The organism is Burkholderia sp. LK4, assembly GCF_001043615.1.
Lineage (GTDB): Bacteria > Pseudomonadota > Gammaproteobacteria > Burkholderiales > Burkholderiaceae > Burkholderia > Burkholderia cepacia.
This window is the reverse complement of the sequence record NZ_LDUL01000067.1, coordinates 37,412-54,501: the sequence shown is the minus strand read 5'-3', so window position 1 is coordinate 54,501 and position 17,090 is coordinate 37,412. Positions and strand designations below refer to the sequence as shown.

General features: G+C 66.9%; 12 protein-coding genes. 3 read left to right on the top strand and 9 right to left on the bottom strand.

The annotated features are described in order from the left end of the window. Together VK92_RS30260 and VK92_RS30255 are read left to right on the top strand one after the other, a co-directional pair. Window positions 1–922 (top strand): MFS transporter (locus VK92_RS30260; RefSeq protein WP_048025759.1); only part of this gene is annotated, 922 nt, incomplete at its 5' end. Between the two features lie 25 nt (window positions 923–947). Further along, a complete protein-coding gene (locus tag VK92_RS30255; RefSeq protein WP_048025758.1) occupies window positions 948–2,282 on the top strand; it encodes a D-amino acid dehydrogenase in 1,335 nt (444 codons plus the stop codon). A 351-nt stretch (window positions 2,283–2,633) separates the two neighbouring features. On the opposite strand, the gene thpR is transcribed toward VK92_RS30255, so the two are convergent. From thpR to VK92_RS30230, 5 genes are all read right to left on the bottom strand, one after another. Further along, window positions 2,634–3,212 carry an RNA 2',3'-cyclic phosphodiesterase gene (gene thpR / locus VK92_RS30250; protein ID WP_048025756.1) on the bottom strand — a complete coding sequence of 193 codons (579 nt, stop codon included), beginning with the start codon at window positions 3,210–3,212 and terminating at the stop codon, window positions 2,634–2,636. Further along, the gene (locus tag VK92_RS30245; protein ID WP_048025754.1) at window positions 3,209–4,699 is read right to left on the bottom strand and encodes an alanine/glycine:cation symporter family protein; all 1,491 of its coding nucleotides are present in this window, start codon (window positions 4,697–4,699) and stop codon (window positions 3,209–3,211) included. Before VK92_RS30245 ends, thpR begins: the two co-directional genes overlap by 4 nt. A 309-nt stretch (window positions 4,700–5,008) precedes the next feature. Then, window positions 5,009–6,475 carry a glutamate synthase subunit beta gene (locus tag VK92_RS30240; protein WP_048025752.1) on the bottom strand — a complete coding sequence of 489 codons (1,467 nt, stop codon included), beginning with the start codon at window positions 6,473–6,475 and terminating at the stop codon, window positions 5,009–5,011. Window positions 6,476–6,560: 85 nt separating this feature from the next. After that, a complete protein-coding gene (locus VK92_RS30235; protein WP_048025750.1) occupies window positions 6,561–11,264 on the bottom strand; it encodes a glutamate synthase-related protein in 4,704 nt (1,567 codons plus the stop codon). Between the two features lie 288 nt (window positions 11,265–11,552). Then, entirely contained in the window at window positions 11,553–12,266 is a 714-nt protein-coding gene (locus VK92_RS30230) for a transposase (RefSeq protein WP_006477151.1), read from the bottom strand. A 193-nt stretch (window positions 12,267–12,459) separates the two neighbouring features. On the opposite strand from VK92_RS30230, the gene VK92_RS30225 reads away from it, so the two are divergent. Further along, window positions 12,460–13,191 (top strand): OmpW/AlkL family protein, encoded by a 732-nt coding sequence (locus VK92_RS30225; RefSeq protein ID WP_021162706.1) that lies wholly within the window; start codon window positions 12,460–12,462, stop codon window positions 13,189–13,191. 164 nt (window positions 13,192–13,355) lie between these two features. Here VK92_RS30225 and ugpQ read toward each other — a convergent pair whose 3' ends face one another. From ugpQ to ugpA, 4 genes are read right to left on the bottom strand one after another with little or no spacing between them, the layout of a single operon-like run. Then, window positions 13,356–14,120 carry a glycerophosphodiester phosphodiesterase gene (gene ugpQ / locus VK92_RS30220; protein WP_048025748.1) on the bottom strand — a complete coding sequence of 255 codons (765 nt, stop codon included), beginning with the start codon at window positions 14,118–14,120 and terminating at the stop codon, window positions 13,356–13,358. A gap of 28 nt (window positions 14,121–14,148) precedes the next feature. Next, on the bottom strand, window positions 14,149–15,234 hold the full coding sequence (locus tag VK92_RS30215) for a sn-glycerol-3-phosphate import ATP-binding protein UgpC (RefSeq protein WP_042977269.1): 1,086 nt from the start codon (window positions 15,232–15,234) through the stop codon (window positions 14,149–14,151). Window positions 15,235–15,266: 32 nt separating this feature from the next. Next, on the bottom strand, window positions 15,267–16,112 hold the full coding sequence (ugpE, locus tag VK92_RS30210; protein ID WP_027788562.1) for a sn-glycerol-3-phosphate ABC transporter permease UgpE: 846 nt from the start codon (window positions 16,110–16,112) through the stop codon (window positions 15,267–15,269). Beyond that, window positions 16,109–16,993 (bottom strand): sn-glycerol-3-phosphate ABC transporter permease UgpA, encoded by an 885-nt coding sequence (gene ugpA, locus VK92_RS30205; protein WP_027788563.1) that lies wholly within the window; start codon window positions 16,991–16,993, stop codon window positions 16,109–16,111. Before ugpA ends, ugpE begins: the two co-directional genes overlap by 4 nt. Between the last annotated feature and the right edge of the window lie 97 nt (window positions 16,994–17,090).

Genomic DNA, 17,090 nt, shown 5'->3' with positions numbered 1-17,090 from the left:
GGGCTTCGGCTTCGGCGGCGAATGGTCGGTCGTGACGATCATGATGGCCGAGACGATCCGCTCGCCCGAACACCGCGCGAAAGCCGTCGGCACCGTGCAGAGCAGCTGGTCGTTCGGCTGGGGCGCGGCCGCGATCCTCTACTGGGCGTTCTTTGCGCTGCTGCCCGAGCAGGTCGCATGGCGCGCATGCTTCTGGATCGGCATCGCGCCCGCGCTGTGGATCCTGTACATCCGCCGCAACGTCAGCGATCCGGACATCTACACGGCCACCCGCCGCGCGCGCGACGAAGGCCGCGTGTCGGGCCACTTCCTCGAGATCTTCTCGCCGCCGCACCTGCGCGCGACGCTGTTCGGCAGCGCGCTGTGCACCGGGATGCTGGGCGGCTACTACGCGATCACGACGTGGCTGCCCACCTACCTGAAAACCGTCCGCCACCTGTCGGTGTTCAACACGAGCGGCTACCTCGTCGTGCTGATCGTCGGCTCGTTCGTGGGCTACGTGGTCGGCGCGATCCTGTCCGACCGGCTCGGCCGCCGCGCGTCGTTCATCCTGTTCGCGATCGGCTCGTTCTCGCTCGGCATGGCGTACACGATGCTGCCGATCACCGACACCGCGATGCTGCTGCTCGGCTTCCCGCTCGGGATCGTCGTGCAAGGGATCTTCGCGGGCGTCGGCGCGTACCTGTCGGAGCTGTATCCCGGTGCGATCCGCGGCTCGGGCCAGGGCTTCTGCTACAACCTCGGGCGCGGGCTCGGCTCGTTCTTCCCGATCCTCGTCGGCTCGCTGTCGCAGTCGATGTCGCTCGTGAAGGCGATCGGCCTCGTCGCGGGCGGCGGCTACCTGCTCGTGATCGTCGCGGCGCTCGTCCTGCCGGAAACGCGCGGCAAGTCGCTCGTCGACGATCCGGCCGTCGCGTCCTGAGCAACCGCCACGTTCCGGAAACCGCATGCACGTGATCGTTCTCGGCGCCGGCGTGATCGGCGTCACCACCGCCTGGCACCTGCGCGAAGCAGGTTGCGAGGTCACCGTGATCGAACGCGAGGCCGATGTCGCGCTGGCGACGAGCCTCGGCAACGCCGGCGTGATCGCGCCCGGCTACGTGACGCCGTGGGCCGCCCCCGGGATGCCCGGCAAGATCCTCAAGTACCTGTTCGAGCCCGCGTCGCCGCTGATCTTCCGGCCGACGCTCGAAGCCGCGCAGTGGCGCTGGATCGCGCGCTGGCTGCGCGAGTGCGAATTCGAGCGGTTTCGTGTGAACAAGCAGCGGATGCAGCGCATCGCCTATTACAGCCGCGCATGCCTGCACGCCTTTCGCGACCGGCATCCGTTCGACTACGGCGCGAGCCGGGGCTACCTCCAGCTGCTGCGCGGTGCGTTCGACGTGCAGATGGTGCAGCCCGCGCTGAAGGTGCTGCGCGACGCCGGCATCGCGTTTCGCGAGCTCGATGCGGCCGGCTGCACGGCGATCGAGCCGGGCCTGCGCTGGGCGCGGCAGGCACCCGTCGGCGGCATCTACCTGCCCGACGACGAAGCGGGCGATTGCGCACGCTTTACGCGTGAACTGCGGGCGCTGTGCGAAGCAAACGGCGTGACGTTCCGCTTTCAGACGGTCGTGCAGGCGCTCGACGTTGAAGCGGGCCGGGTGCGCGGCGTGCGGACCGTCGGTAACGGCAACGAGGATGGCGATACGCCGGATCGTGCACGAGCGCATCCGCACGCATCGAACGCCGGCAGCAAGCAACGCGACGCGCGGCTCGCCGCCGACGCGATCGTCGTCGCGCTCGGCGTCGACAGCGCCGCGCTGCTGCGGCCGCACGGCATCGACGTGCCGCTCTATCCGGTGAAGGGTTACTCGGCGACGCTCTCCGTCGTCGACGACGAAAAAGCGCCGCACGCCGCGCTGATGGACGAATCGCTGAAGACGGCGATCACGCGCTTCGGCCCGACGTTGCGCGTCGCGGGTACGGCGGAACTCGGCAATCGGCATGCAGCGCTGCGCCGGCAGGCGCTCGATACGCTGATGAAGGTGCTCGACGACTGGTTCCCGCACGCGGCCGATCGCGCATCGGCGCGCTTCTGGGTCGGCCGCCGGCCGATGACGCCCGACGGGCCGCCGCTGCTCGGCGCGAGCGGGATCGACGGGCTCTGGCTCAACGTCGGCCACGGCTCGACGGGCTGGGCGATGTCGATGGGGTCGGGGAAGGTGGTGGCGGATCTCGTCACGGGACGGGAACCGGAGATCGACTTGTCGGGCCTGACGCTCGCGCGCTACAGCCGGTAGGCCCGGTGGCCCAGTGGCCCGGCTGACTCGGTGGCCCGGTGCCTCGGTGGCCCGGTGCCTCGGTGGCCCGGTGGTCCGGTGCCTCGGTGCCTCGGTGGCTCGGTGGCCCGGTGGCCCGGTGCCTCGGTGCCTCGGTGCCTCGGTGGCTCGGTGGCCCGGTGGCCCGGTGGCCCGGTGGCCCGGTGGCTCGGTGGCTCGGTGCCTCGGTGCCTCGGCGGCCCGGTGGCCCGGTACCTCGGCGGCTCAGCTGGCTCAGCTGGCTCAGCTGGCCCGGCAGACCCGGCAGGCCGGACGATATCGCCGACGCGATACACATCGCGTCCGGCAATCACACCACGGCGCGCTAGCCGCTCACTGCGGCGCCAGACCGTCCGCCTCACTATCCGCCCATGCGATCGGCGCGGACACGACCGGCCGATGCGACACGCCCTCGTGCGACAGCCGGCTTTCGAACAACGTCAGCGCTTCGACACGCACCGCGACCGCCCGCCCGGGCGCACCACCGTGCGCGGGCTGGCCGACCGCATCGCGCGGCAGCCGCGCGAGCGTCACGTGCGGCCGGAACGGCCGCCGGTCGGCCGGCACGCCGAGTTCGCCCAGCAGCGCAACCAGCCCGGCATTCAACGCCAGGCAGGCAGGATCGGCCGCGAGCTCCGCGACGATCAGCCTCGCGCGCGGCAGGCTCGGCCACCACGCGATCCGCTCGACCGGCAGCAACGGCAGCGCATGGGCGGCCGCGAGCGCGGGCAGATGCGCGGCCAGCGCCTCGCATCGGTCCCGTTCGATCGCGCCGATGAACGCGAGCGTCATGTGCAGTTGCGCGGGTTGCGTGCGCCGCGCCCCGCGGGTGACCGGCAACGCGTGCAGCGCGTCGCGCGAGGCCGCATCGGGCATCAGCGCGACGAACGCACGGAGCCGGTCGCCGTTCATGACTCGCTCACCGCGGCACGTGGCGTGCGTGCCGTTTGAGCCGAAGCGGGACGCTGCGGCAGCGGGCCGTGCTCGCCCCACACGTCGGCCGGCAGCACGCGCGCGAGCTCGGGGATCGTGTTGCGCGTGAACACCGGATCGGCGATACCCGCCGCGCGCTGGCGACGATAGTCGGCCCATGCGGCGTGCGCATGCTTGCCGAGCGCGAGGATCGCGATCAGGTTGATGATCGCCATCAATCCCATGCTCGTATCGGCCATCGCCCAGACGAGCGGCAGTTGCCCGACGCTGCCGAACATCACCATGCCGAGCACCGCGACACGGAACAGCGGCAGCACGCCGCGCCGCTTCGTGATGAATTCGACGTTGCCCTCCGCATACGCGTAGTTGCCGATCACCGACGAAAACGCGAGGAAGAAGATCGCGACGGCCATGTAGATGCCGCCCCAGTCGCCGACGTGGCTCGAGATCGCGCGCTGCGTGAGCGCCGCGCCTTCCATCCCCGTGCCGACTTCGTACTGGCCCGACAGCAGGATCACGAACGCGGTCGCGCTGCAGATCACGATCGTGTCGACGAACACGCCGAGCATCTGGATCAGCCCCTGCGTGACGGGGTGCCGCGTGCTCGCGGTCGCGGCCGCGTTCGGCGCGCTACCCATCCCCGCTTCGTTCGAGAACAGCCCGCGCTTCACGCCGATCGCGATTGCCTGGCTGACCGCGTAGCCGGTCAGGCCGCCTGCCGCCTGCTCGAGACCGAACGCGCTCCTCACGATCAGCGCGATCACGTCCGGCACGAGCGCGATGTGCGTCGCGACCGCATAGACCGCGAGCGCGAGATAGCCGATCGCCATCAGCGGCACGATCACCTGCGCGACCGTCGCGATACGGCGGATGCCGCCGAAGATGATCGGTGCGGACAGCAGCACGAGGCCGAGGCCGACCGTCTCGCGGCTCCAGCCGAACGACGTATGGAAGGCGTCGGCGATCGCGTTCGCCTGCACCGCGTTGAACACGAAACCGAACGCGAGGATCAGCGACAGCGAGAACAGCACGCCGAAGCCGCGCGAGCGCAGGCCCGTCTGGATGTAGTACGCGGGGCCGCCGCGATAGCTGCCGTCCGGGTGCGACACCTTGAAGATCTGCGCGAGCGTCGCCTCGACGAACGCGGACGACATCCCGACCAGCGCCGTCATCCACATCCAGAAGATCGCGCCCGGCCCGCCGACCGTCAGCGCGACCGCGACGCCGGCGATGTTGCCGGTGCCGACGCGGCTCGCGAGCCCGGTCGCGAACGCCTGGAACGACGAGATGCTGCCCGGCTCGCCCTTGCTGCCGACCAGTTTCATGCTGAGGAACAGCGCCTTCAGCTGGATCATCCGGAACCGCAACGTGAACCACGCACCGGCGCCGAGCAGCAGCGCGATCAGCACGTAGTTCCACAACACGCCGTTGACGGCGTCGATCAGCCCATGCAGGAGTGCTTCCATCCGGTTTCCTTGTAAATAGGGTCAGTCATGAGCGTCGACCGCGAACGCGGCCCGAGGGGCGACATGATATGACAGTTTTCAAGGATTATTACAAAACGAAAGGATTTGGGATGACGAGAAATCGCGCCCGGATGTCATCAGGTTAGACGACGCTTCGCGAAAATGAGGCGTGTCGGCACGGCAAGGCAGCCCGATCGGACGGCGCCGTCTCGCACGTGAAACCGGGGTGCCCCGGCTGGCGCCAGCCATAAAAAACCGGGCGCCCTTTCGGACGCCCGGCTTCCGTCGAACCCGCTCGCGATATTCAGCTTATCGCGGCAGGTTCGAATGCCCCATCAGGTACGCATCGACCGAGCGCGCGCACTGGCGGCCTTCGCGGATCGCCCACACCACGAGCGACTGGCCGCGACGCATGTCGCCTGCGGCGAACACCTTGTCGACCGACGTGTAGTACGAGCGATCGCCTTCGGTCGCCGCCCGTGCGTTGCCGCGCGCGTCCTTCGCGACGCCGAACGCTTCGAGCACCGGCGCCGCCGGCTGCGTGAAGCCCATCGCGAGCAGCACGAGATCGGCCTTCAGTTCGAACTCGGAGCCAGGCACTTCCTGCATCTTGCCGTCCTTCCATTCGACGCGCGCAGCGATCAGCTTCTCGACCTTGCCGTTCTTGCCTTCGAGACGCTTCGTCGCGACCGCCCAGTCGCGCTCGCAGCCTTCCTCGTGCGACGACGACGTGCGCAGCTTGATCGGCCAGTATGGCCACACGAGCGGCTTGTTCTCCTCTTCCGGCGGCTGCGGCAGCAGCTCGAACTGCGTGACCTGCTTCGCGCCGTGACGGTTCGACGTGCCGACGCAGTCCGAACCCGTATCGCCGCCGCCGATCACGATCACGTGCTTGCCCTTCGCGAGCAGCTGGTCGGCGAGCTTGTCGCCCGCGTTCACGCGGTTCTGCTGCGGCAGGAAGTCCATCGCGTAATGCACGCCGGCGAGCTCGCGGCCCGGCACCGGCAGGTCACGCGGCGTTTCCGAACCGCCCGCGATCACGATCGCGTCGAATTCTTCCTTCAGCGTGTCCGGAGAAATGGTTTCCTTCGCGAGGCTGCCGATCGACTCGGGCAGCGGATCCTTGCCGATGAACACGCTGGTGCGGAACGTCACGCCTTCCGCTTCCATCTGGCGCATGCGGCGGTCGATCAGCCACTTCTCGAGCTTGAAGTCGGGAATCCCGTAACGCAGCAGGCCGCCGACACGGTCGTTCTTCTCGAACACCGTCACGTCGTGGCCCGCGCGCGCGAGCTGCTGCGCGGCGGCGAGGCCCGCGGGGCCCGAACCGACGACCGCAACCTTCTTGCCCGTCTTGTGCTCGGCCGGCAGCGGCTTCACCCAGCCTTCCGCCCAGGCCTTGTCGATGATCGCGTGCTCGATCGACTTGATGCCGACCGGGTCGTTGTTGATCCCGAGCGTGCACGCCGCCTCGCACGGCGCCGGGCAGATGCGGCCCGTGAACTCCGGGAAGTTGTTGGTCGAGTGCAGGACTTCGATCGCCTGCTGCCAGTCCTGGCGGTAAACGAGATCGTTGAAATCCGGAATGATGTTGTTGACCGGGCAGCCGTTGTTGCAGAACGGGATGCCGCAATCCATGCAGCGCGCGCCCTGGACCTTCGCGTCCGCGTCGGTCAGTGCCGCGACGAATTCCTTGTAGTGCTTCACGCGCGTGAGCGGTGCTTCGTACGCCTCGTGGCGGCGTTCGAACTCCAGAAAACCGGTTGCCTTGCCCATAAGGTGCTCTTCTGTTCGGTGTATCGGGTGGGGGAGCCGCGCGCGGCCGTCAGGCGCGCGCGGCATTCGCTATGTCGTTCGTCGCTCAGGCGGCCAGTTCTTCCTTCGCCGCCTTCTTCGCACCGATCTCGCCCAGTGCGCGCTTGTATTCGTGCGGGAACACCTTCACGAACTGGCGGCGCGCCGCGTCCCAGTTTTCCAGCAGCGACTTCGCGCGCGGCGAACCCGTGAACTGGAAATGACGCTCGACGAGCCCCTTGAGCAGCGCTTCGTCCGTCGTGCCTTCGTGCCAGAGTGCGCGGTCGACCGTGCGCTCCTGCTCGGCCTGCTGCAGCACCGGCTCGAGCGCGACCATCGACTTGTTGCACTTCGCCGCGAACGTGCCTTCCGGATCGTAGATGTACGCGAGACCGCCCGACATGCCGGCCGCGAAGTTGCGCCCCGTCTCGCCGAGCACGACGACCGTACCGCCCGTCATGTATTCGCAGCCGTGGTCGCCCGTGCCTTCGACGACCGCCGTCGCGCCCGAGTTGCGCACGCAGAAGCGCTCGCCCGCGACGCCGCGGAAGAAGGCTTCGCCTTCGATCGCGCCGTACATCACCGTGTTGCCGCAGATGATGTTTTCCTCGGACTTGCCGCGGAAGTCGTTGGTCGGACGGATGATGATCCGGCCGCCCGACAGGCCCTTGCCGACGTAGTCGTTGCCGTCGCCGACGAGGTCGAGCGTCACGCCCTTCGCGAGGAACGCGCCGAAGCTCTGGCCGGCCGTGCCCTTCAGCTGGATGTGCACCGCGTCGTCGGCCAGGCCTTCGTGGCCGTGCTTCTTCGCGATCACGCCCGACAGCATCGCGCCGACCGTGCGGTTCACGTTGCGCACCGGCTGGATGAACGACACGTGCTCGCCGTTCTCGATCGCCGCCTTCGCTTTCTCGATCAGCACGTGGTCGAGTGCGCGCTCGAGGCCGTGATCCTGCACGTCGACGTGACGCGGCGCGACGTCCTCGCACTCTTCCGGCTGGTAAAACACGCGCGAGAAGTCGAGGCCCTTCGCCTTCCAGTGCTCGATGCCCTTGCGCGTGTCGAGCAGGTCGGCGCGGCCGATCAGGTCGTCGAACTTCGCGACGCCGAGCTGCGCCATGATCTCGCGCACTTCCTCGGCGACGAAGAAGAAGTAGTTCACGACGTGCTCGGGCTGGCCCTTGAACTTCGCACGCAGCACCGGATCCTGCGTCGCGACGCCGACCGGGCACGTGTTCAGGTGACACTTGCGCATCATGATGCAGCCTTCGACGACGAGCGGTGCCGTCGCGAAGCCGAATTCGTCCGCACCGAGCAGCGCGCCGATCACGACGTCGCGGCCCGTCTTCATCTGGCCGTCGGCCTGCACGCGGATCCGGCCGCGCAGGCGGTTCAGCACCAGCGTCTGCTGCGTTTCGGCGAGGCCGAGTTCCCACGGCGTGCCCGCGTGCTTGACCGACGACAGCGGCGACGCACCCGTGCCGCCGTCATGGCCGGCGATCACGACGTGATCGGCCTTCGCCTTCGCGACACCGGCCGCGACCGTGCCCACGCCCACTTCCGACACGAGCTTCACCGAGATGCTCGAGCTCGGGTTCACGTTCTTCAGGTCGTGGATCAGCTGCGCCAGATCCTCGATCGAGTAGATGTCGTGGTGCGGCGGCGGCGAGATCAGGCCGACACCCGGCACCGAGTAACGCAGCTTGCCGATGTACTCGGACACCTTGTGGCCCGGCAGCTGGCCGCCTTCGCCCGGCTTCGCGCCCTGCGCCATCTTGATCTGGATCTGGTCGGCCGATGCCAGGTACTCGGCGGTGACGCCGAAGCGGCCCGACGCGACCTGCTTGATCTTCGAGCGCAGCGAATCGCCGTCCTTCAGCGGAATGTCGCTGACAATCTCGTCGCCGATCACCGACTTCAGCGTCTCGCCCGACTTGATCGGAATGCCGCGCAGCTCGTTGCGGTAACGCTTCTCGTCCTCGCCGCCCTCGCCGGTGTTCGACTTGCCGCCGATCCGGTTCATCGCGATCGCGAGCGTCGCGTGCGCTTCGGTGCTGATCGAACCGAGCGACATCGCGCCCGTCGCAAAGCGCTTGACGATGTCCTTCGCCGGCTCGACGTCGTCGATCGGGATCGCCTTGGTCGGCTCGACCTTGAACTCGAACAAACCGCGGAACGTCATGTGACGCTTGGTCTGGTCGTTGATCAGGTGCGCGTATTCCTTGTACGTCTGGTACGAGTTGCTGCGCGTCGCGTGCTGGAGCTTCGCGATCGAGTCCGGCGTCCACATGTGGTCTTCGCCGCGCACGCGGTATGCATACTCGCCGCCCGCGTCGAGCATGTCGCGCAGGACCGGGTTGTCGCCGAATGCGTCGCGGTGCAGGCGAATCGCTTCTTCCGCGACTTCGAACAGGCCGATGCCGCCGACCTTCGACGCCGTGCCCTTGAAGTACTTCTCGACGAGGTCGCTCGACAGGCCGAGCGCTTCGAAGATCTGCGCGCCCGTGTACGACATGTACGTCGAGATGCCCATCTTCGACATCACCTTCTGCAGGCCCTTGCCGACCGCCTTCGTGAAGTTGTAGACGGCCTTCTCCGGCGACAGGTCGCCCGGCAGGCCTTCGGCCATCTTCGCGAGCGTTTCCATCGCGAGGTACGGGTGCACGGCTTCCGCGCCGTAGCCCGCGAGCAGCGCGAAGTGGTGCGTCTCACGTGCGGAGCCCGTCTCGACGACGAGGCCCGTGCTCGTGCGCAGCCCCTGCTGGACGAGGTGCGTGTGGATCGCCGACGTGGCGAGCAGCGCCGGGATCGCGACATGCTCGGCGTCCGTCTTGCGATCGGACACGATCAGCATGTTGTAGCCCGACTTCACCGCGTCGACGGCTTCCGCGCACAGCGACGCCAGGCGCGCCTCGATGCCTTCCTTGCCCCACGCGACCGGATAGCAGATGTTCAGCTCGTATGCGCTGAACTTGCCGCCCGTGTACTGGTCGATCGCGCGGATCTTCGCGATGTCCTTGAAGTCGAGCACCGGCTGCGACACTTCGAGACGCATCGGCGGGTTGATGTTGTTCGTGTCGAGCAGGTTCGGCTTCGGGCCGATGAACGACACGAGCGACATGACCATGTTCTCGCGGATCGGGTCGATCGGCGGGTTCGTGACCTGCGCGAACAGCTGCTTGAAGTAGTGATAGAGCGTCTTGTTCTTGTTCGACATCACCGCGAGCGGCGAGTCGTTGCCCATCGAACCGACGGCCTCTTCGCCCTGCTGCGCCATCGGCGCCATCAGGAACTTCAGGTCTTCCTGCGTATAGCCGAACGCCTGCTGGCGGTCGAGCAGCGCGGCGCCCTGCGTACGGCCGGCCGCGACTTCCTCGGCCTTCGGCTCGATCTCGTCGAGCTTGATGCGCACCGCGTCGATCCAGCTCTTGTACGGCTTCGCGTTCGCGAGGTTGTCCTTCAACTCCTTGTCGTCGATGATGCGGCCGTGTTCCATGTCGATCAGGAACATCTTGCCCGGCTGCAGGCGCCACTTCTTGACGATCTTCGATTCGGGGATCGGCAGCGTGCCGGCTTCCGACGCCATGATGACGAGGTCGTCATCGGTGACGATGTAGCGCGCCGGACGCAGGCCGTTACGGTCGAGCGTCGCGCCGATCTGGCGGCCGTCGGTGAACGCGATCGCGGCCGGGCCGTCCCACGGCTCCATCATCGCGGCGTGGTATTCGTAGAACGCGCGGCGGTTCTCGTCCATCAGCGTGTGCTGTTCCCACGCTTCCGGGATCATCATCATCACCGCGTGCACGAGCGGGTAGCCGGCCATCACCAGCAGTTCGAGACAGTTGTCGAACGACGCCGTATCGGACTGGCCCGGGTAGATCAGCGGCCACAGCTTCGGCAGATCGTCGGCGAGCACGTGCGATGCGATCGCGCCGGTACGCGCGTTCAGCCAGTTCACGTTGCCTTTCACGGTGTTGATCTCGCCGTTGTGCGCGATCATCCGGTACGGGTGAGCCAGTTCCCATGCCGGGAACGTGTTGGTCGAGAAGCGCTGGTGCACGAGCGCGAGCGCCGACACGACGCGCGTGTCCTGCAGGTCGCGGTAGTACACGCCGACCTGGCCCGCGAGCAGCAGCCCCTTGTAGACGATCGTGCGCGCCGACATCGACGGCACGAAGTATTCCTTGCCGTGCTTGAGCTTCAGCGCCTGGATGCGGTGGCTGGCCGTCTTGCGGATCACGTACAGCTTCCGCTCGAGCGCGTCCGTCACCATGATGTCCTTGCCGCGGCCGATGAAGATCTGGCGGATCAGCGGCTCGCTCGCCTTCACGGTCGGCGAAATCGGCATCGCATGGTCGACTGGCACGTCGCGCCAGCCGAGCACGACCTGGCCTTCGGCCTTCACCGTGCGCTCCAGCTCCTGCTCGCACGCGAGACGCGATGCGTTTTCCTTCGGCAGGAAGATCATGCCGACCCCATATTCGCCGGCCGGCGGCAGGTTCACGCCCTGCTTCGCCATTTCCTCGCGATAGAACGCGTCCGGAATCTGGATCAGGATGCCCGCGCCGTCGCCCATCAGCGGATCGGCACCGACCGCGCCACGGTGATCGAGGTTCTCGAGGATCTTCAGACCCTGCTGAATGATCTCGTGGCTCTTCTTGCCCTTGATGTGAGCGACGAAGCCGACGCCGCAGGCGTCGTGTTCGTTTTGCGGGTCATACAGACCTTGTGCGGCGGGCACCGCGGCGAGCGGCTGCTGGTGGTCGTTCATGGGGACACCGTCGTAAAGGGGGCCTGGAGGCCGTTGAACCATTTTCTTGTTGCCGTCGATCCCGCTCCCGACGGGAGACGGCGCGGCCGACAGTGGGTGGGCATGCTTCGCCCGGGCCACCGGAATTCGGAATATACGCGACGAATCAAGGGAATAGCAACAAAAACCGCTTGATCGAACCCCAATTAAACGGATGCTTCGATCTGGTGCCATTTTATTGGGGACGTATCGTTTTGGTGCAAAAAGAAGCGGCGCCCGCAGCGCCGCTTCTGGCCCGCCTTTCCCGCGTTACTGCTGGATCGGCGGCGTGTTCTCGCGCACCTTTCTGGGGCGTCCGCGCGGCAGCGGCGATACGCGACGGTTTGCCGTGCGCGCCGCCCACTCGCGATAGTTCTCGCCGCCGAGCACCCAGCCTTTCAGCGTCGCCTGCTGCAACTGGTCGGCCTGCCGCTCGTCGAGCGGCTGCTCGCACAGCTCCTTGTACGCGCGCTGGCGGTCGAACGGCGTATTGCCGAGCGCCCAGTAGAGCGGATGGTCGGTGATCAGGCTGTCGACGGTGAGCCCGACGTGATGCCGGTAGCTCGACCAGCGATAGGCCTCCGGCGTCGCGACCAGCTGCGCGCGCACCGGGCTCATCTCGACGACGCGGCTCGCGAGCAGGAAATAGCGCTCGCCTTCGATCACGGTCGCGCGATAGCGGCCTTCCCACAGGGTGCCGCGCCGCGAATAGCGCCGGTTGAAATGCGCGACGTAGCGGCGGCCGACAGCCTGCATCGCTTTCGGCAGGCTCGCCTCGTCGCTCGGCGTGACGAGCAGTTGCACCTGGCGCGGCAGCAGCACGTAGGCGTGCACCGACAGGTGATGATCGCGCGCGGCGGCCTTCAGGCAATCGATGAAGAGTTCGTAGTCCTGGTCGTCGACGAACGCGGGTTGCTGATCCAGGCCGCGCAGTATCACGTGCTGCGGCTGGTCGGGAACGTAGAGTCGTGCTAACCGTGCCATGCTGAATGTCCGTTTGAACGCGTTAGGAAATACCCGAGGGTCCGGAAGTGCGCACTTGCACAGAATGCCCGTCCTGTCGGTGCGCGGATGCGTACGGTCGTACTAATCCTAGGGTGAAAACTCTAACTTACGAGCTTGTTTGGTTTTAAACGCAGTCGTCATAATGAGCACGCCTTAGATCGGAGGAGACACAATGAAACGAAAACTGGCCATTACGGGGGCTGCAGCGCTCGCATTTACGTTTGCGGGCGGTACGGCACATGCACAATCCGCAGGTGATTTCTACGTCAGCACCGGCTGGCTGCACCTTGCGCCGCAGGACAGCAGCGACCCGCTGTTCCTGTACGGCGTAGGCGGCACGCCGATCAACCAGTCGGTTCCCAACACCGGCGCCGGCATCAGCGACGCCGACACGCTCGCACTGGCAACCGGTTACTTCGTGACCGACCACATCGCTACCGAGTTCATCGCCGGCATCCCGCCGAAGTTCGACATCACCGGCAAGGGCCAGTTCTCGCGTTTCGGTACGCTGGGCCGTGCGTACCAGTGGAGCCCCGCGCTCCTCCTGAAGTACTACTTCAACGACGCCAACGCGAAGTTCCGTCCGTATGTCGGCATCGGCGCTTCGTATATCTGGTTCACCGGCGCAAAGATCACGAACAGCGCGTTCGAGAACGGCGTGCTCGGCGGCCCGACCAGCGCGCAGACCAGCAACCAGTGGGCGCCTGTCTTCAACGCCGGCTTCACGTACAACTTCACGAAACACTGGTTCGCCGGCTTCTCGATGTCGTACATCCCGGTGAGCGTGACCGCGACCTTCACGACGGCCAAGCGGACCCAGGTCGGCACGCTGACCGAAACGTCGAAGGCTCACATCTCGCTGAACCCGATCGTCACGTACCTGAACGTCGGCTACCGCTTCTAAGCGTAGTCGAATATTTGGGGAATGGTTAATCCTGCTGCAATTTGTAGCGGATTTTTCCTGACGTAACGTCTCCACGATGTAAAACGCCCCGGCGGAAATCCCGCCGGGGCGTCGTTTTTTTGTCTCAGGGTCTTCCCGTACGCGCCATCGCGCGGCGCATTCCGCTACACGATGTCGTCCAGCGCATCGGGGGCAATCAGGTCGATCCGGTCCGTGCAGACCGCGTCGACACCCCAGCGCGCAAGTTCGCGAGCGCGTTCGAGGTCGTTCACCGTGTAAACCAGGATGCGCAGGCCGGCCGCCTTGATCGCGCGCACGAGCGGTTCGTCCAGCTGTTTGTGGTCTGCATGCAACGAAACGCAGCCGAGCGCGCCGACAACCTGCGCATGCCAGTCATCCTGCACGGCCTCGTAAAGCATCCCGCGCGGCAGCGCCGGCGCCGTCGCGCGCGCCTGTTGCAATGCATCGAACGAGAACGACGACAAGAGCGGCGCCACCGCGGCATCGCGCCAGTACGCGGCCGCGTCGGCCGCCACGCGCTGCCCGGTCTCGCGCTCGCGCCCCGGGCACGGCTTGATCTCGACGTTGGCGGCCAGCCCGTGCGCGATGCAGCGCGCCGCCGCCGCCTCGAGCGTCGGCATCCGCTCGCCCGCGAAGCGCGCGTCGCGCCACGCGCCCGCATCGAGCGCGGCCAGCGCCTCATATCGCATGCCCGCCGCCGGCCCGTGACCGTTCGACGTCCGGTCGACCGTGTCGTCGTGCAGCAGGAACGTCACGTCGTCGGCCGACAGCTTCGCGTCGAATTCGACCATCCGGTGGCCACGGCGCGCGCCCTCGTCGAGCGCGGCGAGCGTGTTCTCCGGCGCGAGCGTGCCGCCGCCTCGATGGGCGACGACGCGCGGATAAGGCCAGTCGGTACGGGTTGTCATCGTCGGTCTCCCGGCAGGTGCAGCAGGTTCAGCCGGCACGCTTGCCGGTCTCCGGATCGAAGAAATGCAGCCGGTGCGCGGGCAGTGCGGCCGCCAGCGCCGTGCCGCGCGCGGGGCGGTCCGCGTGCGGCAGGCGCACCGCGACGTCATGGTTGCCCCAGCGGCCGTGCGCGAGGTTGTCGGCGCCGAGCAGCTCACACGAGTCGACCGGCAGCGTCGCCTGCGCGACGCCCGGCTGCGGTGTCATGTGCTCCGGACGCACGCCGAGCACCCAGTCGCGCCCGGTGGCGATCTCCGCGCCGATGCCGGGCGAACCGGCGACCGGCAGCGCGGGGCCGCCGCCCGCGACCGTGAACGTCGCGCCGTCGTCCGACAGCCGGCCGTGCATCAGGTTCATCGCGGGCGAGCCGATGAAGCCCGCGACGAACACCGTTGCCGGCTTCTCGTACACGTCGACCGGCGCGCCGATCTGCTCCGCGTAGCCGCGGTTCATCACGATCACGCGCTGCGCGAGCGTCATCGCCTCGATCTGGTCGTGCGTCACGTAGACGCTCGTCGTCGCGAGCCGCGCATGCAGCCGCTGGATCTCGAGCCGCATCTGCACGCGCAATTTCGCGTCGAGGTTCGACAACGGCTCGTCGAACAGGAACACCGACGGCTCGCGCACGATCGCGCGCCCCATCGCGACGCGCTGCCGCTGGCCGCCCGACAGCTCGCGCGGGCGCCGCGCGAGCAGCGGCTCGAGTTCGAGGATCTTCGCGGCCGCTGCCACCCGCGAGTCGATCGTCGCGCGCTCGATCCCGCGGATCTTCAGCCCGTAGCCCATGTTTTGCGCGACCGTCATGTGCGGATACAGCGCATAGTTCTGGAACACCATCGCGATGTCGCGATCCTTCGGCTCCAGCGTGTTGACGACGCGCTCGCCGATCGCGATCTCGCCGTCCGTCACCGTCTCGAGCCCCGCGATCATCCGCAGCAACGTCGACTTGCCGCAGCCCGACGGGCCGACCAGCACGATGAATTCGCCGTCGGCGATCTCCACGTCGATGCCATGCAGCACGTGCTGCTTGCCGTCGTAGGATTTCCTGACGCCCTTCAAGCTCAGCGCAGCCATACCTGGTCCTTCTCCCGGTTACCGTCCGTGGTTCATTTCTCGGAATCGACGAGGCCGCGCACGAACCAGCGCTGCATCGCCAGCACGACGACGAGCGGCGGAATCATCGCCAGCAGCGTCGCCGCCATCACGTATTGCCATTCGGTCGCGGCGTCGCCGCTCGCGATCATCATCTTGATGCCCACCACCGCCGTCGACAGCGATGCCTCCGTCGTGATCAGGATCGGCCACAGGTACTGGCTCCAGCCGTAGATGAACGTGATCACGAACAGCGCCGCGATGCTCGTCTTCGACAGCGGCAGCACGACGTCCCAGAAGAAGCGCATCGGCCCCGCGCCGTCGATGCGCGCGGCGTCCATCAGTTCGTCGGGCAGCGTCATGAAGAACTGCCGGAACAGGAACGTCGCGGTGGCCGACGCAATCAGCGGCAGCGTCAGCCCGGCGTAGGTGTTCGTCAGGTGCAGCGTCGACACGACCTGCACGGTCGGGAAGATCCGCACTTCCACCGGCAGCATCAGCGTGACGAAGATCAGCCAGAACGCCGTGTTGCGGAACGGGAAGCGGAAATAGACGATCGCGTAAGCGGACAGGATCGACACCGCGATCTTGCCGACCGAGATGCCGAGCGCCATCGCGAAGCTGTTGACGAGCAGGCGGCCGAACGGCGCCGTCGCGGCGCCGCTGCCGTGGCCCCAGATATACGCGATGTTCTCGAACAGGTGCGTGCTCGGCACGAGCGACAGCGGCACCGTGAGCACTTCCTGCGCGCTCATCGTCGCCGCACAGAACGCGACGTAGACGGGGAACACGATCAGCACGACGCCCGCGATCAGCACCGCGTGGCAGAACAGGTCGAAACCCTTGCGATTTTCGATCATGCGTATTGCACCCTGCGTTCGACGAAACGGAACTGGATCACCGTGAGCCCGACGACGATGATCATCAGCACCACCGACTGCGCGCCGGAGCTGCCGATGTCGAGCCCCTGGAAGCCTTCCGCATAGATCTTGTAGATCAGCGTCTTCGTGCTCTGCGCGGGGCCGCCGCCGGTAGCCGCGTCGATCACCGGGAACGTGTCGAAGAACGAATAGACGAGGTTGACGACCAGCAGGAAGAAACTGGTGGGCGACAGCAGCGGCAGCACGAGGTTGAAGAAACGTCGCACCGGCCCCGCGCCGTCGATCGCCGCCGCCTCGATCAGCGAACGCGGAATCGCCTGCAGGCCCGCGTAGAAGAACAGGAAGTTGTAGCTCACCTGCTTCCATACCGACGCGAGCACGACGAGGAACATCGCCTGCCCGCCGTTCAGCGCGTGATTCCACACGATGCCGCCCTTCGCGAGCGCATAGGTGATCAGGCCGATGCTCGGATTGAACAGGAACGCCCACAGCACGGCGGCGATCGTCGGCGCGACCGCGTACGGCCAGATCAACAGCGTGCGATATGTGCGCGCGCCACGGGTCACGCGGTCGGCGCACGCGGCGAGCAGCAGCGACACGACGAGCCCGCTCACCGTGACGAGCGTGCTGAACACGAGCGTCGTGCGGAACGAATCGAGATACAACGGATCGGCGAACAGGTGCGTGAAATTCGCGAAGCCGACGAATTCACTCGACGTGCCGAACGCGTCCTGCATCTGCGTCGACTGCCACAGCGCGACGCCGGCCGGCCACAGGAAGAACACGGCGGTGATCGCGAGTTGCGGCGCGATCAGCAGGTACGGCAGCAGGCTCGTGCCGAAACGGGAACGGGATTGCATCGCGGATATCCGGTCAGGCGAAACGGAAAGGAAACCGCGCCGCCGGCCGGCCCGCGCGCTTGCGCGGCGCGGCCGGCGGCACGAACGCGATGCGCGC

Bases quoted from the DNA above. Each gene is read 5' to 3' on its own strand.
- VK92_RS30255 (WP_048025758.1), top strand. From the start codon at position 948: ATGCACGTGATCGTTCTCGGCGCCGGCGTGATCGGCGTCACCACCGCC.
- thpR (WP_048025756.1), bottom strand. From the start codon at position 3,212: ATGAACGGCGACCGGCTCCGTGCGTTCGTCGCGCTGATGCCCGATGCG.
- VK92_RS30245 (WP_048025754.1), bottom strand. From the start codon at position 4,699: ATGGAAGCACTCCTGCATGGGCTGATCGACGCCGTCAACGGCGTGTTG.
- VK92_RS30240 (WP_048025752.1), bottom strand. From the start codon at position 6,475: ATGGGCAAGGCAACCGGTTTTCTGGAGTTCGAACGCCGCCACGAGGCG.
- VK92_RS30235 (WP_048025750.1), bottom strand. From the start codon at position 11,264: ATGAACGACCACCAGCAGCCGCTCGCCGCGGTGCCCGCCGCACAAGGT.
- VK92_RS30230 (WP_006477151.1), bottom strand. From the start codon at position 12,266: ATGGCACGGTTAGCACGACTCTACGTTCCCGACCAGCCGCAGCACGTG.
- VK92_RS30225 (WP_021162706.1), top strand. From the start codon at position 12,460: ATGAAACGAAAACTGGCCATTACGGGGGCTGCAGCGCTCGCATTTACG.
- ugpQ (WP_048025748.1), bottom strand. From the start codon at position 14,120: ATGACAACCCGTACCGACTGGCCTTATCCGCGCGTCGTCGCCCATCGA.
- VK92_RS30215 (WP_042977269.1), bottom strand. From the start codon at position 15,234: ATGGCTGCGCTGAGCTTGAAGGGCGTCAGGAAATCCTACGACGGCAAG.
- ugpE (WP_027788562.1), bottom strand. From the start codon at position 16,112: ATGATCGAAAATCGCAAGGGTTTCGACCTGTTCTGCCACGCGGTGCTG.
- ugpA (WP_027788563.1), bottom strand. From the start codon at position 16,993: ATGCAATCCCGTTCCCGTTTCGGCACGAGCCTGCTGCCGTACCTGCTG.